Origin of the sequence: Thermus caldilimi, assembly GCF_004684245.1 — a bacterium.
Taxonomy (GTDB): domain Bacteria; phylum Deinococcota; class Deinococci; order Deinococcales; family Thermaceae; genus Thermus; species Thermus caldilimi.
Genome location: NZ_CP038452.1, coordinates 308,277 through 328,986 on the forward strand (window position 1 = coordinate 308,277; position 20,710 = coordinate 328,986).

Here is a 20,710-nt window from a genome sequence, read left to right on the forward strand (position 1 = left end):
GGGAAGCCCCCAGGCAGGGTAAACCTGGGGGCGGTACAGGGGCTAAGCCAGCTTGACCCAATCGGTAATGGCGTTGAAGCGGCCATCCTTCACACTGGCCCGGTACAGCTTGGTGTAGGGCAGGCGATGGTTCACGAACTGGTAGCTCCGCTGTAGGCCCAGGCCGTTGTAGTCCCCGAGCTTGTCCAAGTACTCCACCACCCCTGCCCGGGTGAGTTTGCCTGCCTGCGCCGCCCGGCGCATGGCCTCGGCGATGCCCAAGACCACCGCCAAGCTACCCATGTAGTAGGTGGGGCGGTAGGAGGTGTCCCGGCCCTTCCTCTGGCGGAACTTCCGCATCTCGTCCACCGCTGGCACCAGGGTGTCGTACCAGTAGGCATTGTGGTAGGTGACGGTGAAGCCCTCCGCAGCTGGACCAGCCCGCTGGATGAGGGCTAGGTCCGCCGAGTAGTAGGTGCCCATAAACTGGGCTTGTAGGCCTTGCTCCCTGGCGGCCCGCAGGATGAGGGGTTCCGCGGAAAGGGCATAGCCTTGAAGGATCACGAAGTCGGGGTTTGCCCGGCGCAGGTTCAGCACCACCGGGGTGGCGTCGGTGAAGGCGGGGGGTGTCACCTCCTCGTGGACCACCTCCATGCCTAAGGCCTTGGCCCTCTCCTTGGCGTAAGGGATGGGGTCGCGCCCGAACTCGGTGTTGGAGTAAACCAAGGCGATCCTGGCCCGGCCCTTTTGCAGGCGGACCTGGCGGAGGAGGGCCTCCATCATGTCGTTGTAGGTGGGGCCGAAGACGAAGATGGTGGGGTAGGTTTTGGGGTCGGCCAGCTCGTTGGCAAAGCTGGTGGCGGAGTAGGGGAGGCTCATGCGGGCGATCTCCGGGGCCAGGGCCTTGGAAAGCCCGGTGGAGTCCCCGTAGACGAAGAGAAGCTCATCGGGACGCTCCCGGGATACCACCCGGTTGAAGGCGGCGGTGCCCTTGGCCACGTCGTAGCCGGTATCCTCCACAATGAGCTCCAGCCTGCGGCCCCCGATCCCGCCCAGGACCTCGTTCACGTAGTCCACCCCGTCCACGAACCCCTCCCGCCCGGCGTTGCCCGCGAAGGCGAAGGGCCCGGTGAGGGGAAGGAGGGCAGCCAGCTTAACAGGCCGTGCCTGAGCGGCGGCGAAATAGGGCATGCCTAAGGCCGTCAACCCACCTACACCCAGCTTCCTTAGAAACTCCCTGCGCTTCATCCTGTGCCTCCTTTCCGGTTGTGCTTGCCGCAAAGATACCATGCTCGTCCTTCTTCGGCAAGCCCTGGGACCATGACCCGTCGGGCTCCTGGTCCGTAGGAGGTCTATTTCCCTGAGAGCATGGGGGTTGGGATGCGGTGCTGCACCTGCCCGGAGGGGCGCCTTCGCGAAGTTGGGGTTCATGTGCCCCGTCGTGGCGCAAGCTATGACGGGGTACTTAGGATGGGATCATGCGCTGGCATGCTGTTTACCGCCGCTTTGTTCTGGGCCGTCACTACCGATTCGCCCGCGAAGCCCTAGTTCCCCACTTCTTCGATGCCCTCACCGCTTACGGCATGGAGCTTTCCCGGTTGGGCATCCCAAGAGCGCAGGAAGCGGTGGCCGCTTTAAGGGAACTCCGTACGCTCCCCTTGCCTAGTTTCACGGGGGAGGTGGAGGACGTCTTCTTCTCCATCTACTCCCAGCTTGCCGAGCACTGGGGGGAGGAGGTGGCGGGGGCCATACGCCGGGGGCTATCCCGCAACGACCTGGACCTCACGGCCTTTCGCGCTTACCTGAGGGACCGGGCGGTGGCCTTGCTGGGGGATTTTCTTCGCCTACGGGGGGCGGTACTCGGAGTCGCCCGGGCCCACGCCGGGGTACCCCTGGTCCTCCGCACCCACCACCGGCCGGCCCAGCCCTCCACCTTGGACCATTACCTCCTCGGGGTGGAGGCACTTTTGGAAAGGGACTTCCGCCGTTTGCGGCAGGCTTTGGATACCTTGGATCGGTGCCCTTTGGGGGCCAGTGCCCTGGCGGGGAACCCCTACCCTGTAGACCGGTTGCGGCTTGCCGCCCTTTTGGGTTTTGCCGGACCGGTGGAGAACACCTTGGATGCCGTGGCCTCGGGGGATTATGCCCTGGAGCTGGCCTCGGCCCTGGCGGGACTGGGTACCAGCCTCTCCCGTTTTCTCACCGACCTGCTGGCCCTGGCGGAGCGGGGGGCCTTTGTGGTGGGGGAGGGGTTGGCCCAGGGTTCCAGCTTCATGCCGCAGAAGCGGAATCCCGTGGTGCTGGAGCACGCCCGCATCTATGCGGGCCAGCTGGTGGGCGGGATGGGTACGCTGGCTTCCCTGAACCACAACACCCCCTTCACCGACTTGAACGACCACTCCACCGGGGTACTGGAGCCTTTGACGGCCCTGATGGAAAGCGCCGAGGCAGCCTTGGAGCTTACCCGGGTGGCCCTCGAGGAAAGCCGGTTTGAGCCAGCCCTTCTTCTGGAAGAGCTTTCCCCGGAGGTCCTGGCCTCGGAGGCGGTGGACCTTTTGGTGCGCAAGGGGGTACCCCTTGCCGAGGCGTACCGGCGGGTACAGGGCGCCCTGCCTGGGGTCCGGCCCGAGCTCTTGGGGGTGGAACGGGAGGAACTCCTTGCCTGGATGAGCCTCGAGGGCTTTTTCGCCCGCCGGGAGGTCCTGGGAGGTGTGGGGCCTAAGGCCCGGGGGGAGGCTTTGGCTTGGGCCAGGAAGCGCCTTAAGGAAGACCGCAAGGCCCTAGCGGCCCTGCGGGCTCGGGTGCGCCTGGCCAGGCGCCTGTTGGCCAAAGGGCCTGAGGGTTTCCAGACGGAGGAAGGCGAGAAGGCTACGGACCAGCAGGGGCAGGTGGAAGGCCAGGAGCACCAGGAAGAGCCCCTGGGCTAGGAGGTGCAGGAGTAGGCTGTGCAAGCCCTCGGCCAGGGCCCGGGTGGCCAGGGTGAAGGCCGCCAAGGGAAAGACCAAGCCCCAAAGCCCCGGTTGGAAGACTAAACGCACCCGGTGCAGGAGGAGGTTTTCCAGGAAGAGGGTCATGGCCAGGGCAAACCACCATCCCCCTAAGCCCCAGAGGGCAGCGCCGAAGAGATGGAAGTTCTCCAGGTCCACGGCCAAAAGGCCCGCCGCCTTGGCCCCTTGGAGGAGGGAGAGGGGGGCCAGGATGCCCACCCCCACCGGGGCCAGGCCGATGAAGAGGCTGGGCACCAGCTCAGGGGCGGGGCGCTCGTGGGCGTAGAGGCGGGCGAAGAGGGTCGACCCCACCCAGAGGAAGAGCACCAGCCCGAGCCCCAGGAACATCAGCATCCAGAAGAAAGCCTCCCTCGCCCAGGGCCCCATGAGGGGAAGGAGAGGCCCCCCCGCCAGGGGCACCACGATGGCGGACACCGGGGGGATGAACCAGGTGCCGTTGGCCGCCTCAAAGGGGAGGCGCATCCGGGTGAAGACCAAGTAGCCCAGGAGGAGGCTGGAGAGGAGGACCAAGGGGGCTCCCACAGCGAAGAGGGTGAGGGCCAGGCCCTTCAGGCCCGCTACCTCCTGGCTGGCCAGACCGAACAGGAGGAAGGCCAGGGGGAAGGTGGCGTAGAGCTGGGAAAGAAGGGGATGGTGGAGCTCCTCCCAGACCCGCTCCCGGTGGCCGAAAAGCTTCGCCAAGAAGATGCCCAGGCTTGCCAGGAAAAGAAGGGCCACCACACCGTAATTCACCAGGGCCAGGGCCTCGAGGCCGAAGCGATGGAGGGCCAGGGTTACCCCGCTTCCCCCCATGACCATGGCGAACCAGGCGGGGTGAAAGAAACGAACGCTCATACCCCCCATCATCGGATAGGGGTGGGGGGTATGTCAACGGGCGCGGAAGTATTCCACGGTGAGCCGGATGCCCTCCCGGAAACCCACCTCGGGCCGCCAGCCATGGGCCATGAGCTTCAAGGGAGAGAGCACGCTTCTTTCCAGATCGCCGGGACGCGGAGGGGCTGGATGGACCTGCGGGGTTCGCCCTGCGGCCTCGGCCACGGCCTGGAGGACCTCCTGGGTGGTGTGTCCCTCGCCGGTGCCCACATTGTAGATCCCTTCTAGGCCCTTGAGGGCCAGGTTGTGAGCCCGCACCACATCGGCCACGTAGATGTAGTCCCGCACACACCCCTCGTCCCCGGGGGTTCTTCTGGCGTAGAGGGTGACCGGTTCTCCCCTGAGGATCCTCTCCGAGAAAATGGCCACCACCCCGGCCTCCCCATGGGGGTCCTGCCGGGGGCCGTAGACGTTGCCGTAGCGAAGAGAGACCCACTTGAGCCCGTAGTTTTGCCCGTAAGCGGAGAGGTAGTGCTCAAAGGAGGCCTTGCTGGCGGCGTAGGGGCTTTTGGGCTTGGGGGGCCAGGTTTCCTCGGCCCGTTCCCCTTCGGGAACCTCCCCGTAGATGGCCCCTCCTGTGGAGGCGAAGACCAGCTTCTCGGCCCCCCACTTTCGCATGGCCTCGAGGAGGTTCAAACCGCCCAGGAGGTTCACCTCGAAGTCCAGGACGGGGTTATCCACGCTCACCTTCACCGAGGCCTGGGCTGCCTGGTGGGAGACGTGGGTGGGGCGGAACTCCCGGAAAACCCTTTCCAGCCCCTCCCGGTTCCTGAGGTCCACCTTGTAGAAGTAGATGCCTTGGGGAACGTTTTCCCGCTTGCCCGTGGCGAGGTTGTCCAAGACCGCCACCTCCACGCCCTCGCGCATCAGGCTCTCCGCAATGTGGCTACCGATGAAACCTGCTCCACCCGTCACCAGTACGCGCATGCATACCCTCCTCGACCGCCCCTAGCGGGGCGGGGTAAACGGCCTCCATCCTATAGGGCCCTAGGCCAAGGATTAGCCGATTTGGACCTCAGGCTCGTTTCCCGGGCGCCACTTGATGGTGCAGCCGATGGCCGGGGCTTCCGCCAAAGGGGGCTCTTTCCCCTTGAGCAAGGCTTCGATGGCGGCCTCGAGGTCGTGGGTCTGGACCTGTTCGGGGAACTTGGGGCTATCGTTCACCCGGCCGTGGTAGCGGAGGAGGCGCCTTTCGTCGAAGAGGAAGACCTCGGGGGTGCGCAAAGCCTTGTAGGCCTTGGCCACCTCCTGGCTCTCGTCCAGGAGATAGGGGAAGAAGATGCCGTGCTCCTTGGCGAACTCCACCATCTTCTCCGGGGCGTCGTCGGGGTAGCGCTCGTAGTCGTTGGGATTGATGCCTACGAAGGCCACCCGGCCGCGGTACTTCTCCGCCAGGCTCACGATCTCCTGGATGGAGCCCTTCACGTAGGGGCAGTGGTTGCACATGAAGATCACGGCCAAGAGGGGTTCCTGGAACTGGGAAAGCCGGTACCGCCCGCCCCGGGGGTCGGGAAGCTCGGCGTCGATCAAAGGGCTTCCTAGGGGTAGCTCCGGGTACTGTAACATAGGGCCATCTTACCTTAGGACTCCGGAAGGGGACAATAAGCCCCTCACCCTCCCGGTATCATGTCTCCATGCGGGGGCTTACCTCACAGGAGGCGCAAAAACGCTTGGTAGAATACGGCCCCAACGCCCTTCCGGAAAAACCCCCTGAACCTCTTTGGCAACGGTTCCTGCGCCAGTTTCAAAGCCCTCTCATCTACATCCTCCTCTTTGCCTTGGCGGTGGACCTGGGCCTTTGGCTCTATAAGGGAGCCCATGGGCTTCCCCTGGAGGCCTTGGCCATTCTGGCCATCCTGGTCCTTAACGCTACCCTGGGCACCCTGCAGGAGAAGCGCTCCGAGGAGGCCCTTAGGCGTCTTAAAGCCCTGGCGGAGCCCCTGGTGTGGGTTTTGCGGGATGGTCGCTTCCAACACCTTCCCAGCCGGGAGATCGTGCCGGGGGATGTGGTTCGCCTCGAGGCCGGGGACCGGGTGCCCGCAGATGGCCTCCTGATAGAGGCCAGCGGGACCTTGGTGGACGAGAGCGCCCTCACCGGGGAGAGCATCCCCGTGGAAAAGGAAGCAGGTGAGGAGGTTTACGCGGGGACCCTCTTGGTGAGGGGCCGGGCCCTCGTGGAGGTTACGCGAACAGGGTTCCAGAGCGCCATGGGCCGCATCGCTGGCCTCCTGGCGGAAATGGAGGAGGAAAAAACCCCGTTGGAGCGGCGTCTGGCAACTTTCGGCCACCGGGTTGCGCGCTGGGTCATCCTCTTGGCCTTGGCCCTGGTGCTCCTCGGCTTCCTGATGGAGGGGTTTTCGGCGCAGGTGGTGCTCTTCGCCGTGGCCCTGGCGGTGGCGGCGGTGCCCGAGGGGCTGCCTGCCGTGCTCACCCTGGCCTTGGCCCTGGGGGTGGAGCGCATGGCGCGCCGCAAGGCGGTGGTTCGGCGCCTTTCGGCGGTGGAGGCCTTGGGGAGCGTTACCGTTATCGCCACCGACAAGACGGGTACCCTCACGGAAAACCGCATGGAGGTGCAAAAGGTGGTGGGGCCGGACCCCCAAAGGGCTCTTCTCGCCATAGTCCTCTGTAACGATGCCGACCTGGAAACCGGCGCAGGGGACCCCTTGGAGCTGGGTCTTTTGCGCTATGCGGCCCGGCACCTGGATGTGAAGCGGGTGCGCCAGGAACACCCCAGGCTTTCCGAGAGGCCCTTTGACAGCGCTTGGAAGTACATGCGGGTGACCACACCCGAGGGAAGCTTCCTCAAAGGGGCCCCCGAGGTCCTTCTCCCCCGCCTCGCCCTAAGCCCAGAGGACAAAGCTTCCCTTTTGAAACAGGGGGAGGCCTACGCAAAGGAGGGCTTTCGGGTGCTGGCCTTGGCCCATGGCGAGGGGGAGAAGGAAGAGGAGCTAGGTTTTTTGGGCTTCGTCCTCCTCCTGGATCCTCCACGCCCGGAGGTGCCGGAGGCGGTGGCTAAGGTTTTGAAGGCGGGGGTTAGGGTGGTGATGGTGACGGGGGACCATCCGGCCACCGCCTTGGCTATCGCCCGTAAGGTGGGCATTCCTGCCGAGGTGGTGGCCACCGGGGAGGAGATCAGGGAGCTCGCCGACGAGGAGCTTTTGGAGGTGGATGTCTTCGCCCGGGTAAAGCCCGAGGACAAGCTACGCATCGTTGAGGCATTCCAAAAAGCGGGCGAGGTGGTGGCCATGACCGGGGACGGGGTGAACGATGCCCCAGCCCTTAAGCGGGCGGACGTGGGGGTGGCCATGGGTCAACGGGGCTCAGAGGTCTCCCGGGAGGTGGCGGATCTGATTCTCCTAGACGATAACTTCGCCACCATCGTGGCGGCCATTGAGGAGGGGCGGAGCATTTACGAGAACATCCAGAAGTTCATCCGCTTCCTCTTCTCCACCAACCTCTCTGAGGTCTTGGTGGTGGCCTTGGGTATGGTGTTTGCCGCCCTCCTCAACCTCAGGGACGAGGCTGGGCACCTCCTTCTTCCCCTCACCGCGGTGCAGATTCTCTGGATCAACCTGGTGACCGATGGCCTTCCTGCCCTTGCCCTGGCCGTGGACCGTAATCCCGGGGTATTGAAGCGGCCGCCTAGGCCCAAGGACAGCCCCCTTTTGGACCCCCCCTCCTTGCGGTTCATCCTCCTCACGGGAACCATCAAGGCCGCCTTTGCCTTGTTGCTCTTGGCCCTTCTGCCGGGATGGGGATATACCCAGGCCCCTTTGGGTGCCGCCGAGGTGGCGCGTACCGCCACCTTCCACTTCATGACCCTGGGCCAGCTCTTCTTCGCTTACGCTGCTCGGCACACTCACCTGATGCCCCTGCCCAACCCGTATTTGCACGGGGCTGTGGCTTTGGGCATCGCCATTCAGCTCCTGCTGGGTACCCTGGCCCCGGGAGTCTTGGAAGCCGTTCCGGTGCCCGCATGGGTCTGGGGGCTGGCCTTGGGTATGGCGCTCCTTGCCTGGCTCATGGCTGAAGGAATAGACCGGTTAGTATGGCGGAAGGAGGTTAAGAGATGAAGGCCAAGGACGCCATGACCAGCCCAGTGGTGAGTGTGCTTCCGGATACCTCCCTGGCGGAGGTGGCCCAGCTGATGTTGAGAAAAGGAATCGGGAGCGTGCTGGTGGTGGACAAAAAGGGCCGCTTGGTGGGCATTGTGACGGAAAGCGATTTCCTTAAGGAACGGGGTGTGCCCTTTTCCACCTTTCGGGCGCCCATGCTTCTAGGTCGCTTCTTGGGTTCCGACGGCTTGGAGGCGATTCTGGCGGAAGCCAGGAGTACCCGGGTAGAGGAGATCATGAGCAGCTCGGTACACGCCGTGGGGCCGGAGGAACCGCTTTTCCGCGTTTTGGAGCTCATGCTGGCTTACGATATCAACCACGTTCCCGTGGTGGATGGGGAGGGTAAGCCCATGGGGATCATCACCCGGTTTGACCTGCTCCGCCTACTCCAGTCCCAGCTATGACCTGGCTGGCCTTTTTGGCGGTGGCCTTGGTCATCCTCCTGGCTGGGCGGCAGGTGGCCTTTTACGGGGATGTGCTATCGGAAAAGACCGGGCTCGGCCGTACCTTTATGGGGCTTTTCCTGGTGGGTATCACCACCAGCCTTCCTGAACTCTTCAACGTCACCAGCGCTGCCCTTCAGGGCCTTCCCGATATCGCCGTGGGGAATCTCCTTGGGGCCAGCATGGTCAACTTTCTTCTGCTCACTGTGCTGGATGCCGTTCATCCCCGTCCCCTCACCGCCCGGGCCAGCCAGGGACACGCCTTGAGCCTGGGACTCGTGGTTCTCCTTTTAGCGGTGGCGGGGCTTGGCCTTTTGGCAGAGCGGGGCCTGGGGCGAGTCGGAGGGTTTGCCCTGGGGCTTTTTCCCCTGTACCTTTTCGCTCTGTGGCTTTCCTTTCGCTACGCCAGGCGTTTCCCCCACGATGAGGCCCTCGAGGAGGAGGCCTACGCCCATATTCCTTTGAGAACGGCCTTAGGACGCTACCTCCTGGGGGCGGGGGTTTTGGTGGGGGCGGCGGTTTTGCTTCCGGATTTGGCCGAGGCCCTGGCCCGGGAAACAGGGCTGGGCCAGGCCTGGGTGGGCACCTTCCTGGTGGGGCTGGTCACCACCTTGCCTGAGGCCACGGTAACCCTGGCGGCCGCCCGCCTGGGGGCGGTGGACTTGGCCTTGGGCAACGCGCTGGGGAGCGTGATGTTTAACACCTTTCTGCTCTCCTATGCGGATGTTCTAACCCCTGGTCCCCTGCTGATCCAGATGGGGGGAAGTCATCTGCTCAGCGTCCTTGTGCTTTTGGGTATGGCAGGGACGGTGCTCACCGGGCTCATGTACCAGAGCCTGAGAAAGCTATGGGTCCTGGCCTACGATTCCTGGGCCATCGTGGCCCTTTACCTGCTTGCGGCTTCGCTTCCGCTGGTGCGGTAGGGGACTACCAAAACCGGTTTGGAGCTTCGCCGGACCACCTCCTGGGTTACGCTACCCAAAAGCACCGCATCCAACCCCGTCCGCCCGTGGGTGGCCATCGCCAGAAGGTCGTGCTTTTCTGCCTCCTTTAGGATGACCTCCGCCGCCCGCCCCTCGAGGAGATGGGCCTCAAACCCCACCCCGAACTCCTCCGCCATCCGGGTGGCCCGGTCCAAGGCGGCCATGCCCTCTTTCCGCATGTCCTCCACCAGGGCCTGGTAGTAGGGAAGGGTTTCCGGGCCCAGGAAAAGCCTTGGCCCTATGGGCTCCAGCACGTAAAGAAAGGCTACCCGGGCCCCCAGGGCCTTGGCCAGGCGGAGCCCCTCCTTTACCCCAGCTTCGGCAGCCGGGCTTCCGTCTGTGGGAAGAAGAAGGCTTCGGTACATGATTTACCCCTCGATGACCACGGGAAGGATCATGGGATCCCGGCCCGTGGCCTTCTTCAGGAACTTTTTCACCGGGAAGTAGATGTCGTCCCGGATGCGTTCCAAAGGTTTCTTTTCTCGCACCCCGTTTCGCAGGGCCTCGAGGGCCATGCGTTTCACCTCGCCCAAAAGCCGTTCCCCGGCCTTCACAAACCCCCGGGAGACCACCTCCACCACCGGGTCCTGCGCGGCCAGGGCGGTGATGACCACAATGCCCTCCTCGGCCATGTGCTGGCGGTCGGCCAGGATCTCCTCGGTGATGTCCCCGACCCCCAGGCCGTCCACATAGAGGACCCCGGAAGGCACCTGGCCCACCTTCTCAAAGGTGTCCCGGGTTAGACGGTAAATGGCCCCATTCTCCCCGATGAGGGTTTTCTCCGGGGGGCGGCTCATGGACTCCGCCAGCCACTTGAAGTTGGTCTGGTGGCGCACCTCCCCGTGCCAGGGCATGAAGAAACGGGGGGTGGTGAGGTTCAGGATGAGCTTGAGCTCCTCCTGGGAGGCGTGCCCCGAGGCGTGGACCCTGTAGGTGGGGGGGTAGAGGACGTAGGCCCCCAGGGCGTAGAGCCGGTTGATGACCCGGTTCACCGCCTCCTCGTTGCCGGGGATGGGGCTAGAGGAGAGGATCACCGTGTCCCCAGGCTTGATGGCCATCTTGGCGTGGCCCTCAAAGGCCAGGCGGTGGAGGACGGACATGGGCTGTCCCTGGCTTCCCGTGGCCAGGATCAGCACCTGGTGGTCGGGGAGGTCCTTGACCTCCTCCAGGGTGTAGAGGCGGTCCTTGACCTTCAGGTAGCCCAGCTCTAGGGCGATGCGGCTGAACTTCAGCATGCTCCGCCCCTCCATGGCCACCTTGCGCCCGTACTTCTCCGCCGCCCAGATCACCGCCTGGATGCGGTGGATGTGGCTGGCGAAGGTGGTGACGAAGACCCTGCCCGGAGCCCGGCCGATGACCCGGTCCAGCTCCTTGGCGATCTCCATCTCGCTCGGGGTGTAGCCGGGGCGCTCGGCGTTGGTGGCGTCGGCGATGAGGAGCAAGACCCCTTCTGCCCCCGCCTGGGCCAACTTGGCCAGATGAGAGAGTTTGCCGTCTATGGGGGTGGCGTCCAGCTTGAAGTCTCCGGTGTGCACGAGGGTGCCGACGGGGGTGCGGATGACCAGACCGGAGTTATCGGGGATGGAGTGGGTCATGCGGAAGAGGTCCAGGGTGAAGTAGCGCCCCACCTGGATGCGGTCGTCGGGGGAAACCTCTTTGAGGTTGAAGGCGCCCGGCCTGAGGCCAAACTCCTCGAGCTTGCCCTTCAAGAGGCCGAGGGTCAACCTGGCCCCGTAGATGGGCACCTGGCTTTCCTTCCCGAAGACCATGGGGAGGATGAAAGGAAGCCCCCCGATGTGGTCCTCGTGTCCGTGGGTCAGGACCCAGGCCTTGATGAGGTGTCGGTTTTCGATGAGGTAGTCCACCCGGGGAATGAGGAGGTCCACCCCTGGCATCCCCTCTTCGGGGAAGGCCAGCCCCCCGTCCAGCACGAAGATCTCGTCCCGAAAGCGGAAGGCGGTGATGTTCTTGCCGATCTCCCCCATCCCCCCTAGGGGGATGATCTCCACGTGGTCCTTACCCTCTCCAAGGCCTAGGGGAGCGGCGTCCGATGGCCTTCTGCGCCGTCTTTTTCGTGGCTTGCGTTCCTGGTTTTCCATAAACCTCCCATCTTCCCGGCCTGGCCGGGATCTTGTCCTAAGGAAAACCCCCCAGGGCTAGCTGCGCCGCCTGGGGGGGATCTTGCCCTCCAGCTCGGGCCGGATCAGGTCGATCTTCCCCCGCTCGTCGATGCGGTGCACCTTGACCTTGATCACGTCCCCCACCTTTAAATGGTCCTCCACCCGCTCCACCCGGCCGGGGGCGATCTGGCTGATGTGGAGGAGCCCTTCGGTGCCGGGGAACAGGCTCACGAAGGCGCCAAAGGGGGTGATCTTGGTCACGGTGCCCTCGTAGATCTCGCCCACCTTGGCCTCCATGGTGAGCTCCTCTATGCGCTTCTTGGCCTTTTGGGCGGCCTCCATGTCGCTGGAGTAGATGCGCACCGTTCCGTCCTCTTCGATGTCCACTTCCACCCCGAGCTCCTCGAGGGCGCGGACGTTCTTGCCCCCAGGACCGATGACGAGGCCGATCTTCTCCACCGGCACCTTCAGGGTGAGGATGCGGGGGGCGAAGGGCTTGAGCTCGGGGCGCGGGGTGGGGAGGACGCTTTCCATGAGGTCCAGGATTTTCATGCGGGCCTCACGGGCCTGCATAAGGGCTTCCTTCAGCACTTCCCGGGGAAGCCCGCCCACCTTGTTGTCCATCTGCAGGGCGGTGACCCCTTTTCGGGTGCCCGCCACTTTGAAGTCCATGTCCCCCAGGGCGTCCTCAAGCCCCAGGATGTCGGTAAGGATCACCGCCCGCTCCCCTTCCCACACCAGGCCCATGGCCACCCCGGCCACGGGGGCGCGGACGGGCACGCCGGCGTCCATCAGGGCCAGGGAGCCCGCGCAGACCGTGGCCATGGAGCTAGAGCCGTTGGACTCCAGCACGTCCCCCACCACGCGGATGGTGTAGGGGAAGGCCTCCTCGGGAGGCAGGACCGCCTTAAGGGCCCGCTTGGCCAGGTTGCCGTGCCCCACCTCCCGGCGGGAAACCCCCCTCAGGCGCTTGACCTCCCCGGTGGAGAAGGGAGGGAAGTTGTAGTGCACCAGGAACTTTTCCGTTTCGTCAATCCCCAGGTCGTCGATGATCTGCTCGTCCCGGCCCGTGCCCAGGGTGACGGTGCCCAGCACCTGGGTTTCCCCTCGGGTGAAGACGGCGGAGCCATGGGCGCGGGGTAGGACGTCCACCTCGATCCAGATGGGGCGGAGGTCTTTGGGACCCCGGCCGTCTGCCCGCTTGCTTTCCTCCAGCACGAGGCGCCTGAGCTCTTTGCGCACCACCTCGTCAAAGGCGCTTTCGTAAAGAGGTTTTTTGCTCTCGTCCGGGGTGCCGTCCTCCAGCCTGGGCAGGGCCTCGAGGATCAGCGCTTCCGCGAAGGCCTCGAGGGCCCGGCTCCTTTCCCCCTTGCTGGCGGTCTGCAAGACGGCGGAAAGCCCTCGCTCCAGGGCCAAGCGGTAGAAGGCTTCCTTTTCCTCTTCACTGAGGGTCTCCGGTGGGGTCCAGGCCATCTTGGGCTTGCCCAAGGCCTGGGCCATGGCCTCCTGCAGGTCCAGGATGGGTTGCATCTCCCGGTGGGCGAACTCCAGGGCCTGGACCAGGGTTTCCTCGTCCACCTCTCCTGCCCCGGCCTCCACCATGAGGATGGCATCCCGGCTTCCCGCCACCACCAGGTCCAGGGTGCTCTCCTCCAGCCCCTGCAGGGTGGGGTTCAGGACAAACTGCCCCCCGATGAGCCCCACCCGCACCGCGGCCACCGGGCCTTCCCAGGGAATGTCCGAGAGCATGAGGGCGGCGCTGGCCGCCGTGGGCCCCAGGATGTCCGGGGGGTTCTTCTGGTCCGCGGAGAGCACGGTGACGATCACCTGCACCTCGTGCCGGAACCCCTTGGGGAAGAGGGGGCGGATGGGCCGGTCGGTCATGCGGGCGGAGAGGATGGCCTTTTCCCCTGGGCGGCCTTCCCGGCGCATGAAGCTTCCCGGGATCTTGCCCACCGCATAGTGCCGCTCCTCAAACTCCACGGTGAGGGGAAGGAAGTCCGCCTCTATAGGCTCCTCCGAGGCTTGGGCGGTGGCCAGGACCACGGTGTCGCCGTAGCGCGCCAGGACCGAGCCCGAGGCCTGCTTGGCGTATTTCCCCGTCTCCAACACCAGGGGGCGGCCAGCCACCTGGGTTTCGTACCTATGGGCCTGTGGGGTGTTGGGTGTGGCTTCCGGCATAGTTTCCTCAAGGGAAAGGCGGAGCCCTAAGGCCCCGCCCCCGACCTGGATACCAGTTTACTTCCTGAGGCCCAGCTTCTCAACCAGGGCCTGGTAGCGCTCGGGGTCTTCCCGCTCCAGGTAGCGGAGAAGCCTGCGCCTTTGTCCCACCAGCATGAGAAGGCCACGGTGGGAATGGTGATCGTGCTTGTGGACCTTGAGGTGCTCGGAAAGCCGGTTGATGCGCAAGGTGAGTAAAGCCACCTGCACCTCGGTGCTCCCCGTGTCCCCGGGGAAGCGGGCGAACTCCTGTATGACCTTTTGCTTTTCCTCTTTGCTGATGGGCATCTCTACCTCCGTCAGGGGGGAAGACGCTTTTGGCCCCTTCCTCCTCGAGGCCCCAAAGGGCCTCTATCAGGTTAGGGCCTAGCCCTCCTTCCGTCAAGCAGGAAAAGCAGGAGAGCCAAAAGGGCCAGACCCGCCCCCATGCCGAAGGCCAGCTCAGGCCCATAACTTTGCCAGAGAAAACCGAAGATCAAACTGGCTGGAAGGAGCAGAATCCCCACCACCGTGTGGTAGAGGCCGATGGCGGTGGCCTTGGCTTCCTGGGGTATCAGGGTGGCCAGGTAGGCCCGGCTTGCCCCTTCAAAGGCCGCCGAGTACAGGGCGTAAAGAAGCAGAAGGGCCACGCCCCAAAACGCCGTCTCAGCCCAGGCGAAACCCAGGTAGACCGTGGCGTAAAGGGCAAATCCCAAGGCCACCACCCGCCTCAACCCCACCCGGTCCGCAAGCCCACCCAGGGGGTAGGACAAAAGGGCATAGAGGAAGTTGTAGCCGGTGTAGGCCAGGGTGACTTGCTCCTGCGGGAGGCCTAGGTCCTTGAGCCGAAGGAGAAGGAAGGCGTTGGAGGAAAGGGCGAGGGCAAAGATGCTGGAAACCAGAAGGAAGCGCCGGTAAGCGGCAGGGAGGGTCTTTAGGTAGCCAAGCCGAAGGGGTGGAAGGGGGTCCGTGGCTACCCTTACCCTTCTGGCTTCCCGGATCCAAAGGAGCGCCAGCACGGCCAGAAAGGCGGGAATGGCGGAAAGCCAAAACACGCCCCGCACTCCCACGTGGGGCAGGAGAAGGAAGGCCAGAAAGGGCCCCACGGTGGCCCCCAGGGTGTCCAGGCCCCGGTGAAGGCCGTAGGCCCGTCCCAGAGCGCTTTTGTCCACGCTTTCCGCCAGAAGGGCATCCCGGGGTGCGGTGCGCAAGCCTTTGCCAAGCCGGTCCAGGAAGCGGTAGAGGAGGACGTGCCAGGGGCTCGAGGCTAAGGCCAGGATGGGTCTTAAAGAAGCGGGAAGGCCATAGCCCGCAAGCAGGAGGGGCTTCCGGCGGCCTACCCGATCCGAAATCCTTCCCCCCACCACCTTGAAGAGGCTGGCGGTGGCCTCGGCCACTCCCTCTACCAAACCGATGGCCCCGGCTCCTGCGCCCAGGCTGGCGAGGAATAGGGGCAAAAGCGGGTAGACCATCTCGCTGGCCACATCCATCAGGAAGCTGACCAGCCCCAAAAGGTAAACCAAAGGAGGAAGTTTCATGGACGATGGCGAAAATAGAGCCAGAGCAGGAAAGGCTCAGGTAGAACCATGATGAGGGAAAGGGGGTCCAGGGGAGCGGGGGAGAGGAGGGCAGGACCCAACGGGGTGCGAAAGGGCAAGGGCAGGGTGCGGGTGGCCAGGAAAAGGAGGAGGAAAACCCCGGAAAGCCCTACCCCAAGCTTCCAGACCAGGGGAGCGAAGGGAGGGTCCCTAACTGGGTACATGAAGCGGAGGACCCAAAGGGCCAGGGCATAGGTTACCTTCAAGGCCAGGAGGACCAAAAAGAGCTGGCCGTAAAGGTAGTACTCGTTCACCAACCCGTACATGACGGCCTCAGCTTCGGAAACCCCCAGGGCGCTTCCGCAAAGCCCCTGGCCCAGCTTATCCCCCAAGCCCAGTCCTAGAAATTGCAGGAAGAAGGGAAGAAGGGAGAGGCCCACCACCCAAGGGAGGCTCCGGCCAGGGATAAAGCCCACGCCCATAGCCTTTTCCTTTGTGGCAAAAAGGTCAAGGGCCGGAAACTTCCGGCCCTTGCGCCACCCATGATCTACCAGAGGCGCATCCCCGGCACCGGGTTCAGGTTGCTGAAGAGCTGGACCAGGGTGGGGCCATAGGCCAGAAGCACCAGGATCACCGCCACCAGGAACCAGAACCCGATGCGGTCCATGGCCTGGACCAGGGGACGGTCCTCGGGTCCGGAGATGACCTCGGCGAAGGGTACCGGAGCCTCGGCCAGCTCTGCCTTGCGTTCCCGGCCCAGGAGGACGCTGAAGAGGCCGTAGATGAAAAGGAGCAGGGCTACCAGCAAGACGATGCCGGCGATGATGTTCAGGACCATGGGAATGGCCGTATAGGTGTAGGCGTCCGGCACCTGGGAGATGTAGGCCCTGCGGGGCACGTTGAGAAGGCCTTGCCAGTGGAGGCCAATGGCCATGATCATCATGCCGATGAACCAGAGCCAGACCACCGCCAGCCCGAGCCGCCTCTGGGCGTCGGAGATGGGCTTGCCCGTGAGGTTGGGGATGAGCCACCACAAGGAGCCCATGCCCGTGAGGGTCACCAGGCTGGCCACCTGCAGGTGGAAGTGGCCTGGGATCCAGACCGTGTTGTGGACAACGTAGTCCAGGGTGAAGCTGGCGTTCACCAGACCGCCGGCCCCTCCGGGGATGAAGCCGATCAGTCCCAAGACCGGGGCCACGAAGGCGGGGTTGTCCCAGGGCAGGGCCTTGATCCAGCCGAAGAGACCCTTACCCCCCCGCATCCTTCCCGCAAACTCCAGGCTGGCCGCAATGGTAAAGGCGGTCATCAGGCTGGGAACGGCCACGAACATGGTGAGGACGGAGTGGATCATCTTCCAGGTGGGGTCGATGCCCGGGTCAGCGAACTGGTGGTGGAAGCCCACCGGCGTGGAGAGCAGGAGGAAGAGGAGGAAGGCCAGGCGGGCCATGGGGTCGGAAACCAGCTTGCCCCCTGCCTGCTTGGGCAACACGGTGTAGATGATGGCGTAGGCGGGGAGGAGCCAGAAGTAGACGATGGGGTGGCCCGTCCACCAGAAGAGGGTGCGGGCGATGAGCGGGTCCACCCCCTTGATAAGGCCAAAGGACCAGGGCAGGAGGAAGAGGACCGCCTCCAATACCAACCCGATGGAGGCGATGAACCACATGAGCCAGAAGACCACGGCCATGTAGGTGGCAAGAGGGGTCACCTTGCCGGGGTTTCGCGCCTTCCAGCGCCGCCAGAGGTCCAGGACCAGGTAGATGCTCACCCAGCTGGAGAGGACGAAGACGCTAGCCCCCAGGTAGAAGGCCCAGTGGCCTTGGAGGGGAGGGTAGAAGGTGTAGAGCACCGTGGCCTCGTTGGCCAGAAGGGGCAAGGCGGCCATGACCAGACCGACGAAGGCCATCCACCAGGAGAACCACATGAGGCCCATGTTGGGCCGCATGTTGAGCTCTCGGGCGGGCAGATAAACCATTACCGCTTGGGCGAAGAGCTGGGTGAACACGATGGCGTTCAGCACCCCGTGCAGGGTGAGGCCCTGGTAGTAGGACTGGACAAAGGGCAGCAGGCGCTTGAGCAGGGGGTAGGCGTCCACATTGCCGTAGTTCAGCGCCTGGAAGGGGCCGAAGAGGCTCCCGATGATTACGGCAATGAAGCCCAAGACCAGGAAGTAGAGGGTGGCCTTCTTCTCTGGATAGGCCTCGTAGACCCGGCTGATGTCGGATGTGCGCACCGCCATAGCTCACTCCTTTACCACGATCTTGCCGAACATGTTCTGGTGGCCTATGCCGCAGTATTGATTGCAGATGATGCGGTATTCGCCCGCCTTCTTGAAGGTGTAGCGCACAGTGGACACCTCCCCGGGGAGCACCTCCACGTTGATGTTGGTGCCCTCCACGTGGAAGCCGTGAATGACGTCGGGGCTAGTTATTTTGAAGATGATTTCAGCTCCCTTAGGCACTTCTATGGGGTTGGGCTGATAGCCGAAGGCGAAGGCCAGGGCATAAACCGTGTACTGGTTGGGACCGGTCTGCACTATTGCCTGACCGGGATCGGCCCAGGGGCCTTCGGTGCGCACCTTCGTGGGATCTACATGCTCCAGTTTGCCCGCAGGGATAACCCCGGCGCTGTGGGTGGCCAGGGTGTAGGCGATGAGGGCGATGAAAACCACCAGCATGACCAAGGAGAAGGCCAGCCACCCCTTCTCGTAGGCAAGGATCGCTTTGTGGGCCTTGTGCTCGTCCACCATACCCTACCCCCTAGCGAAAAAGATGGCGTATACCCCCAGCCAGAAGACGAGGATGGTGAGGGTAAGAACCACTATCACTCCCATTGCACCGACCGGTTTTTCCTCCATACCCTTCCTCCCTTACGGCGGGTTGCCGTATACGGGGCCCATGTTAGCCCAAGGCTGAGAAAAGGGTGAAGTACATTTGTCCCTACATGAGAAGGTGCTGAGGGAATGGGGGCTCCTTTCAAGAAGATAGGGGCGAGGCCTGATGCCTCGCCCCTTGGGAAGGGAGATCCTTAAGTGCTTCCCACTCGGGCCAGCACCTGGCGGCTCACCTCCTTCAGGGTTTCAAATACCCCTCTTCCCTCTGTGGCCACGGCCTCAAAGGCGGGGAAGCGTCCTTCGGGGTCCACCACCGCCTGGATCATCTCCACGGGCAGGGCATCGGGTAGGTCCCGCTTGTTCACCTGGAGCACCACAGGGATATCCTCCACTTTTAGGCCGTACTCCGCCAGGTTCTCCCGCATGTTGCGCATACTCTCCGCGTTGGCCCTAAGGCGGTTGGGCGCGGAGTCGGCCACGAAGACGATGCCGTCTACGCCCCTAAGGATGAGCTTGCGGCTGGCGTTGTAGAAGACCTGGCCGGGGACGGTGTAGAGGTGGAAGCGGGTTTTGAAACCCTTGACCTCGCCCAGCTCCAGGGGGAGGAAGTCGAAGAAGAGGGTGCGCTCATCCTCGGTGGCCAGGGAGACCATCTCCCCCTTACGGCCTTCGGGGATTCGGCTATAAATCCACTTTAGATTGGTAGTCTTTCCGGAGAGCCCCGGGCCGTAGTACACGATTTTGAAGTTGATCTCGCGGTTGGCGAAGTTGATGGTGCTCATGCTAGTTGCCAAAGAGTTCGTCCAGCAGGGCTTTGGCCTCCTCGCGGTACTGGGTGTCCAGGTTCAATTTGGGTGGGTTGGCCAGGGCTTCCTCGGCCAGGCGGGCCAGGGTTTCCGCCGCCCGCTTCCCGTGGAGCTTGATCTTGCCCAAGGGAGCGTTCTCGTCAAAGACCAGGACCAGGAGGGCCACCTCACCGACCTCGTCCACATAAAGCCCCGTGTGTTCCCCTTGGTGCACCACCTCTTGGAAGCGTACCTCTCCCAGCAGCTTGGCCAGGGCTTGGGTGGCGGCGGCGTTTCCCGCCACCAGGGTGGCCAGGGAGTCCAGGGGCGGGGGCTTGGGGGCCCAGAGGGCCTCCTTGTGGGCCAGGACGAATCCCTTGCGGTCAATGAAGAGGGCATAGCGGGCCCCGGTTTCCTGCAGGGTTTCCTGCAGCACGTCCATGGCCCGCTGGTACAGGGTCCCGTAGAGGACCAGGGAAGGTTCCACCATAGTATGCTCAGTCTACCATGAGGTCGTTTCTGGAAGAGGCCAGGGCGCTATTGGAGGAGCTGGTAGCTTTGCCCACGGTGAGCGCCGAGGGAAGAGCCCTCGAGGAGGGTGCGGCCAAGGTGGCCGAGGTGCTTCGGGACCTAGGCCTTGAGGCGGAGCTCCATCGGGGTTATGGGCCCCCGGTGGTCTACGCCGAGGGGGGTGAGGGGGAAAGGGTCCTTTTGTTTTACAACCACTACGATGTTCAGCCCCCCGATCCCTTGGAGTTATGGGAAACCGAGCCCTTTCGCCTGGTGGAACGCGACGGCCTCTGGTTTGGCCGGGGTACCCATGACGACAAGGGGGAGCTGGTGGCCAGGGTTATGGCCCTGCGCTTGTTCCGGGAAAAGCATGGTTTTCTTCCCCGGGTGAAGTTCGTGGTGGAGGGGGAGGAGGAGGTGGGAAGCCCCCACCTCGCGGACTACGTCAGGGACAAAAAGGACCTCCTGAAGTCCGGGGCCATCGTCTGGGAGGCAGGGGGGGTGGACGCCAAGGGGCGCCCCTACCTGTATGCGGGCCTCAAGGGCATCGTGGCCCTCGAGCTTCGGGTGCGCACCGCTGCCTTTGACCTGCACTCCTCCTACGGGGCGGTGGTGGAGAACCCCATCTACCGCCTGAGCCGGGCCATCGTCAGCCTTAGGGATGAAGAGGGGAGGGTCCTCATCCCGGGCTTTTACGACCGGGTCCGTCCCCTTTCGCCCAAGGAGATGGAGGTGCTGGCGGAGATCCCCGATGAGTCGGAGGCGCTGAAGGAAGCCTTCGGCGTGCGGGACTTCCTGGGCGGGGCCAGGAACCTGGAGTTCAACCAGCGCCTTTATGCGGAGCCCTGCGTCAACGTAAACGGTTTCCACTCGGGCTACGGGGGCCCGGGTTCCAAGACCGTGCTGCCGGCGGAGGCCCTTGCCAAGCTGGACTTCCGCCTGGTACCCGACCAGGATCCGGAGGAGATCCCAGAGCTTTTGAGGCGGTACCTTGAGGCCCAAGGCTTCCACGATGTGGAAGTGGTGGTCCTGGAGAAGGGAGAGCACCCGGCACGCTCGGATCTTTCTCATCCCTTTGTGGGCCTTGCCCGGAGGGCGTTAGAGGAGGCCTTTGGGGCGAAGGCGGTGCTTTACCCCAACATGGCGGGGTCCGGTCCCATGCATCCTTTTCTGCACCACCTAAGAGCCCCGGCGGTGGGATTGGGGGTAGGGTATCCGGGAAGCCGGGTGCATAGCCCTAACGAGCACATCCGCATCCGGGATTTTGAGCGGGGCACCCTGGCCCTACTCCGGCTTCTTGAGCTTTACTTTCTCGGAAGCTAGCGCC

19 protein-coding genes and 1 pseudogene are annotated in these 20,710 nt (G+C 64.0%); 5 read left to right on the top strand and 15 right to left on the bottom strand.

The features are described 5' to 3' along the window. Positions 1-42 precede the first annotated feature (42 nt). The gene (locus EBI04_RS01500; protein WP_135255744.1) at positions 43-1,227 is read right to left on the bottom strand and encodes an ABC transporter substrate-binding protein; all 1,185 of its coding nucleotides are present in this window, start codon (positions 1,225-1,227) and stop codon (positions 43-45) included. A gap of 230 nt (positions 1,228-1,457) precedes the next feature. On the opposite strand from EBI04_RS01500, the gene EBI04_RS01505 reads away from it, so the two are divergent. Next, entirely contained in the window at positions 1,458-2,906 is a 1,449-nt protein-coding gene (locus tag EBI04_RS01505; RefSeq protein ID WP_135255745.1) for a lyase family protein, read from the top strand. 3 nt (positions 2,907-2,909) lie between these two features. Here EBI04_RS01505 and EBI04_RS13380 read toward each other — a convergent pair. The 3 genes and pseudogenes from EBI04_RS13380 to EBI04_RS01520 all read right to left on the bottom strand — a co-directional run. Continuing rightward, positions 2,910-3,833 (bottom strand): annotated as a pseudogene (locus EBI04_RS13380) (SLAC1 family transporter); the annotation flags it as partial. A 21-nt stretch (positions 3,834-3,854) separates the two neighbouring features. Next, entirely contained in the window at positions 3,855-4,787 is a 933-nt protein-coding gene (locus EBI04_RS01515) for an NAD-dependent epimerase/dehydratase family protein (RefSeq protein WP_135255747.1), read from the bottom strand. A 72-nt stretch (positions 4,788-4,859) separates the two neighbouring features. Continuing rightward, positions 4,860-5,426, bottom strand: a complete 567-nt coding sequence (locus EBI04_RS01520; RefSeq protein ID WP_135255748.1) for a thioredoxin family protein — start codon at positions 5,424-5,426, stop codon at positions 4,860-4,862. A gap of 68 nt (positions 5,427-5,494) precedes the next feature. Here EBI04_RS01520 and EBI04_RS01525 point away from each other — a divergent pair, with 68 nt between their 5' ends. The 3 genes from EBI04_RS01525 to EBI04_RS01535 are packed head-to-tail and all read left to right on the top strand — an operon-like array spanning position 5,495 to position 9,341. Further along, positions 5,495-7,933, top strand: a complete 2,439-nt coding sequence (locus tag EBI04_RS01525) for a cation-translocating P-type ATPase (RefSeq protein ID WP_135255749.1) — start codon at positions 5,495-5,497, stop codon at positions 7,931-7,933. After that, positions 7,930-8,379, top strand: coding sequence for a CBS domain-containing protein (locus EBI04_RS01530; protein WP_135255750.1), 450 nt, complete (start codon positions 7,930-7,932; stop codon positions 8,377-8,379). Before EBI04_RS01525 ends, EBI04_RS01530 begins: the two co-directional genes overlap by 4 nt. Further along, positions 8,376-9,341: a sodium:calcium antiporter gene (locus EBI04_RS01535; RefSeq protein WP_135255751.1), complete on the top strand. Its 966-nt coding sequence runs from the start codon at positions 8,376-8,378 to the stop codon at positions 9,339-9,341. The genes EBI04_RS01530 and EBI04_RS01535 overlap by 4 nt, the downstream gene beginning before the upstream one ends. On the opposite strand, the gene EBI04_RS01540 is transcribed toward EBI04_RS01535, so the two are convergent. From EBI04_RS01540 to mglB, 11 genes are all read right to left on the bottom strand, one after another. Next, the gene (locus tag EBI04_RS01540; RefSeq protein ID WP_135255752.1) at positions 9,305-9,766 is read right to left on the bottom strand and encodes a universal stress protein; all 462 of its coding nucleotides are present in this window, start codon (positions 9,764-9,766) and stop codon (positions 9,305-9,307) included. The two genes, EBI04_RS01535 and EBI04_RS01540, sit on opposite strands and share 37 nt — an antisense overlap. A gap of 3 nt (positions 9,767-9,769) precedes the next feature. After that, positions 9,770-11,500: a ribonuclease J gene (locus tag EBI04_RS01545; RefSeq protein ID WP_135255753.1), complete on the bottom strand. Its 1,731-nt coding sequence runs from the start codon at positions 11,498-11,500 to the stop codon at positions 9,770-9,772. A 57-nt stretch (positions 11,501-11,557) separates the two neighbouring features. Next, entirely contained in the window at positions 11,558-13,702 is a 2,145-nt protein-coding gene (pnp, locus tag EBI04_RS01550) for a polyribonucleotide nucleotidyltransferase (RefSeq protein WP_135255754.1), read from the bottom strand. Between the two features lie 57 nt (positions 13,703-13,759). Next, positions 13,760-14,029 carry a 30S ribosomal protein S15 gene (gene rpsO, locus EBI04_RS01555; RefSeq protein ID WP_028493281.1) on the bottom strand — a complete coding sequence of 90 codons (270 nt, stop codon included), beginning with the start codon at positions 14,027-14,029 and terminating at the stop codon, positions 13,760-13,762. A 71-nt stretch (positions 14,030-14,100) separates the two neighbouring features. Continuing rightward, positions 14,101-15,258 carry an MFS transporter gene (locus EBI04_RS01560; protein WP_135255755.1) on the bottom strand — a complete coding sequence of 386 codons (1,158 nt, stop codon included), beginning with the start codon at positions 15,256-15,258 and terminating at the stop codon, positions 14,101-14,103. Then, complete coding sequence (locus EBI04_RS01565) at positions 15,255-15,740, bottom strand: hypothetical protein (protein ID WP_135255756.1); 486 nt, start codon at positions 15,738-15,740, stop codon at positions 15,255-15,257. Before EBI04_RS01565 ends, EBI04_RS01560 begins: the two co-directional genes overlap by 4 nt. A 65-nt stretch (positions 15,741-15,805) precedes the next feature. Beyond that, positions 15,806-17,494, bottom strand: a complete 1,689-nt coding sequence (locus EBI04_RS01570; protein ID WP_135255757.1) for a b(o/a)3-type cytochrome-c oxidase subunit 1 — start codon at positions 17,492-17,494, stop codon at positions 15,806-15,808. A 3-nt stretch (positions 17,495-17,497) separates the two neighbouring features. Further along, complete coding sequence (locus EBI04_RS01575) at positions 17,498-18,004, bottom strand: cupredoxin domain-containing protein (protein WP_135255758.1); 507 nt, start codon at positions 18,002-18,004, stop codon at positions 17,498-17,500. Between the two features lie 3 nt (positions 18,005-18,007). Further along, the gene (locus tag EBI04_RS01580) at positions 18,008-18,112 is read right to left on the bottom strand and encodes a cytochrome c oxidase subunit 2A (protein WP_105317922.1); all 105 of its coding nucleotides are present in this window, start codon (positions 18,110-18,112) and stop codon (positions 18,008-18,010) included. A gap of 170 nt (positions 18,113-18,282) precedes the next feature. After that, positions 18,283-18,870, bottom strand: a complete 588-nt coding sequence (mglA, locus tag EBI04_RS01585; RefSeq protein ID WP_135255759.1) for a GTPase MglA — start codon at positions 18,868-18,870, stop codon at positions 18,283-18,285. A gap of 1 nt (position 18,871) precedes the next feature. Continuing rightward, complete coding sequence (mglB, locus tag EBI04_RS01590; RefSeq protein ID WP_135255760.1) at positions 18,872-19,363, bottom strand: GTPase-activating protein MglB; 492 nt, start codon at positions 19,361-19,363, stop codon at positions 18,872-18,874. 17 nt (positions 19,364-19,380) lie between these two features. Here mglB and EBI04_RS01595 point away from each other — a divergent pair, with 17 nt between their 5' ends. Next, positions 19,381-20,706 carry a M20/M25/M40 family metallo-hydrolase gene (locus tag EBI04_RS01595; protein ID WP_135255761.1) on the top strand — a complete coding sequence of 442 codons (1,326 nt, stop codon included), beginning with the start codon at positions 19,381-19,383 and terminating at the stop codon, positions 20,704-20,706. The last annotated feature ends 4 nt before the right edge of the window (positions 20,707-20,710 follow it).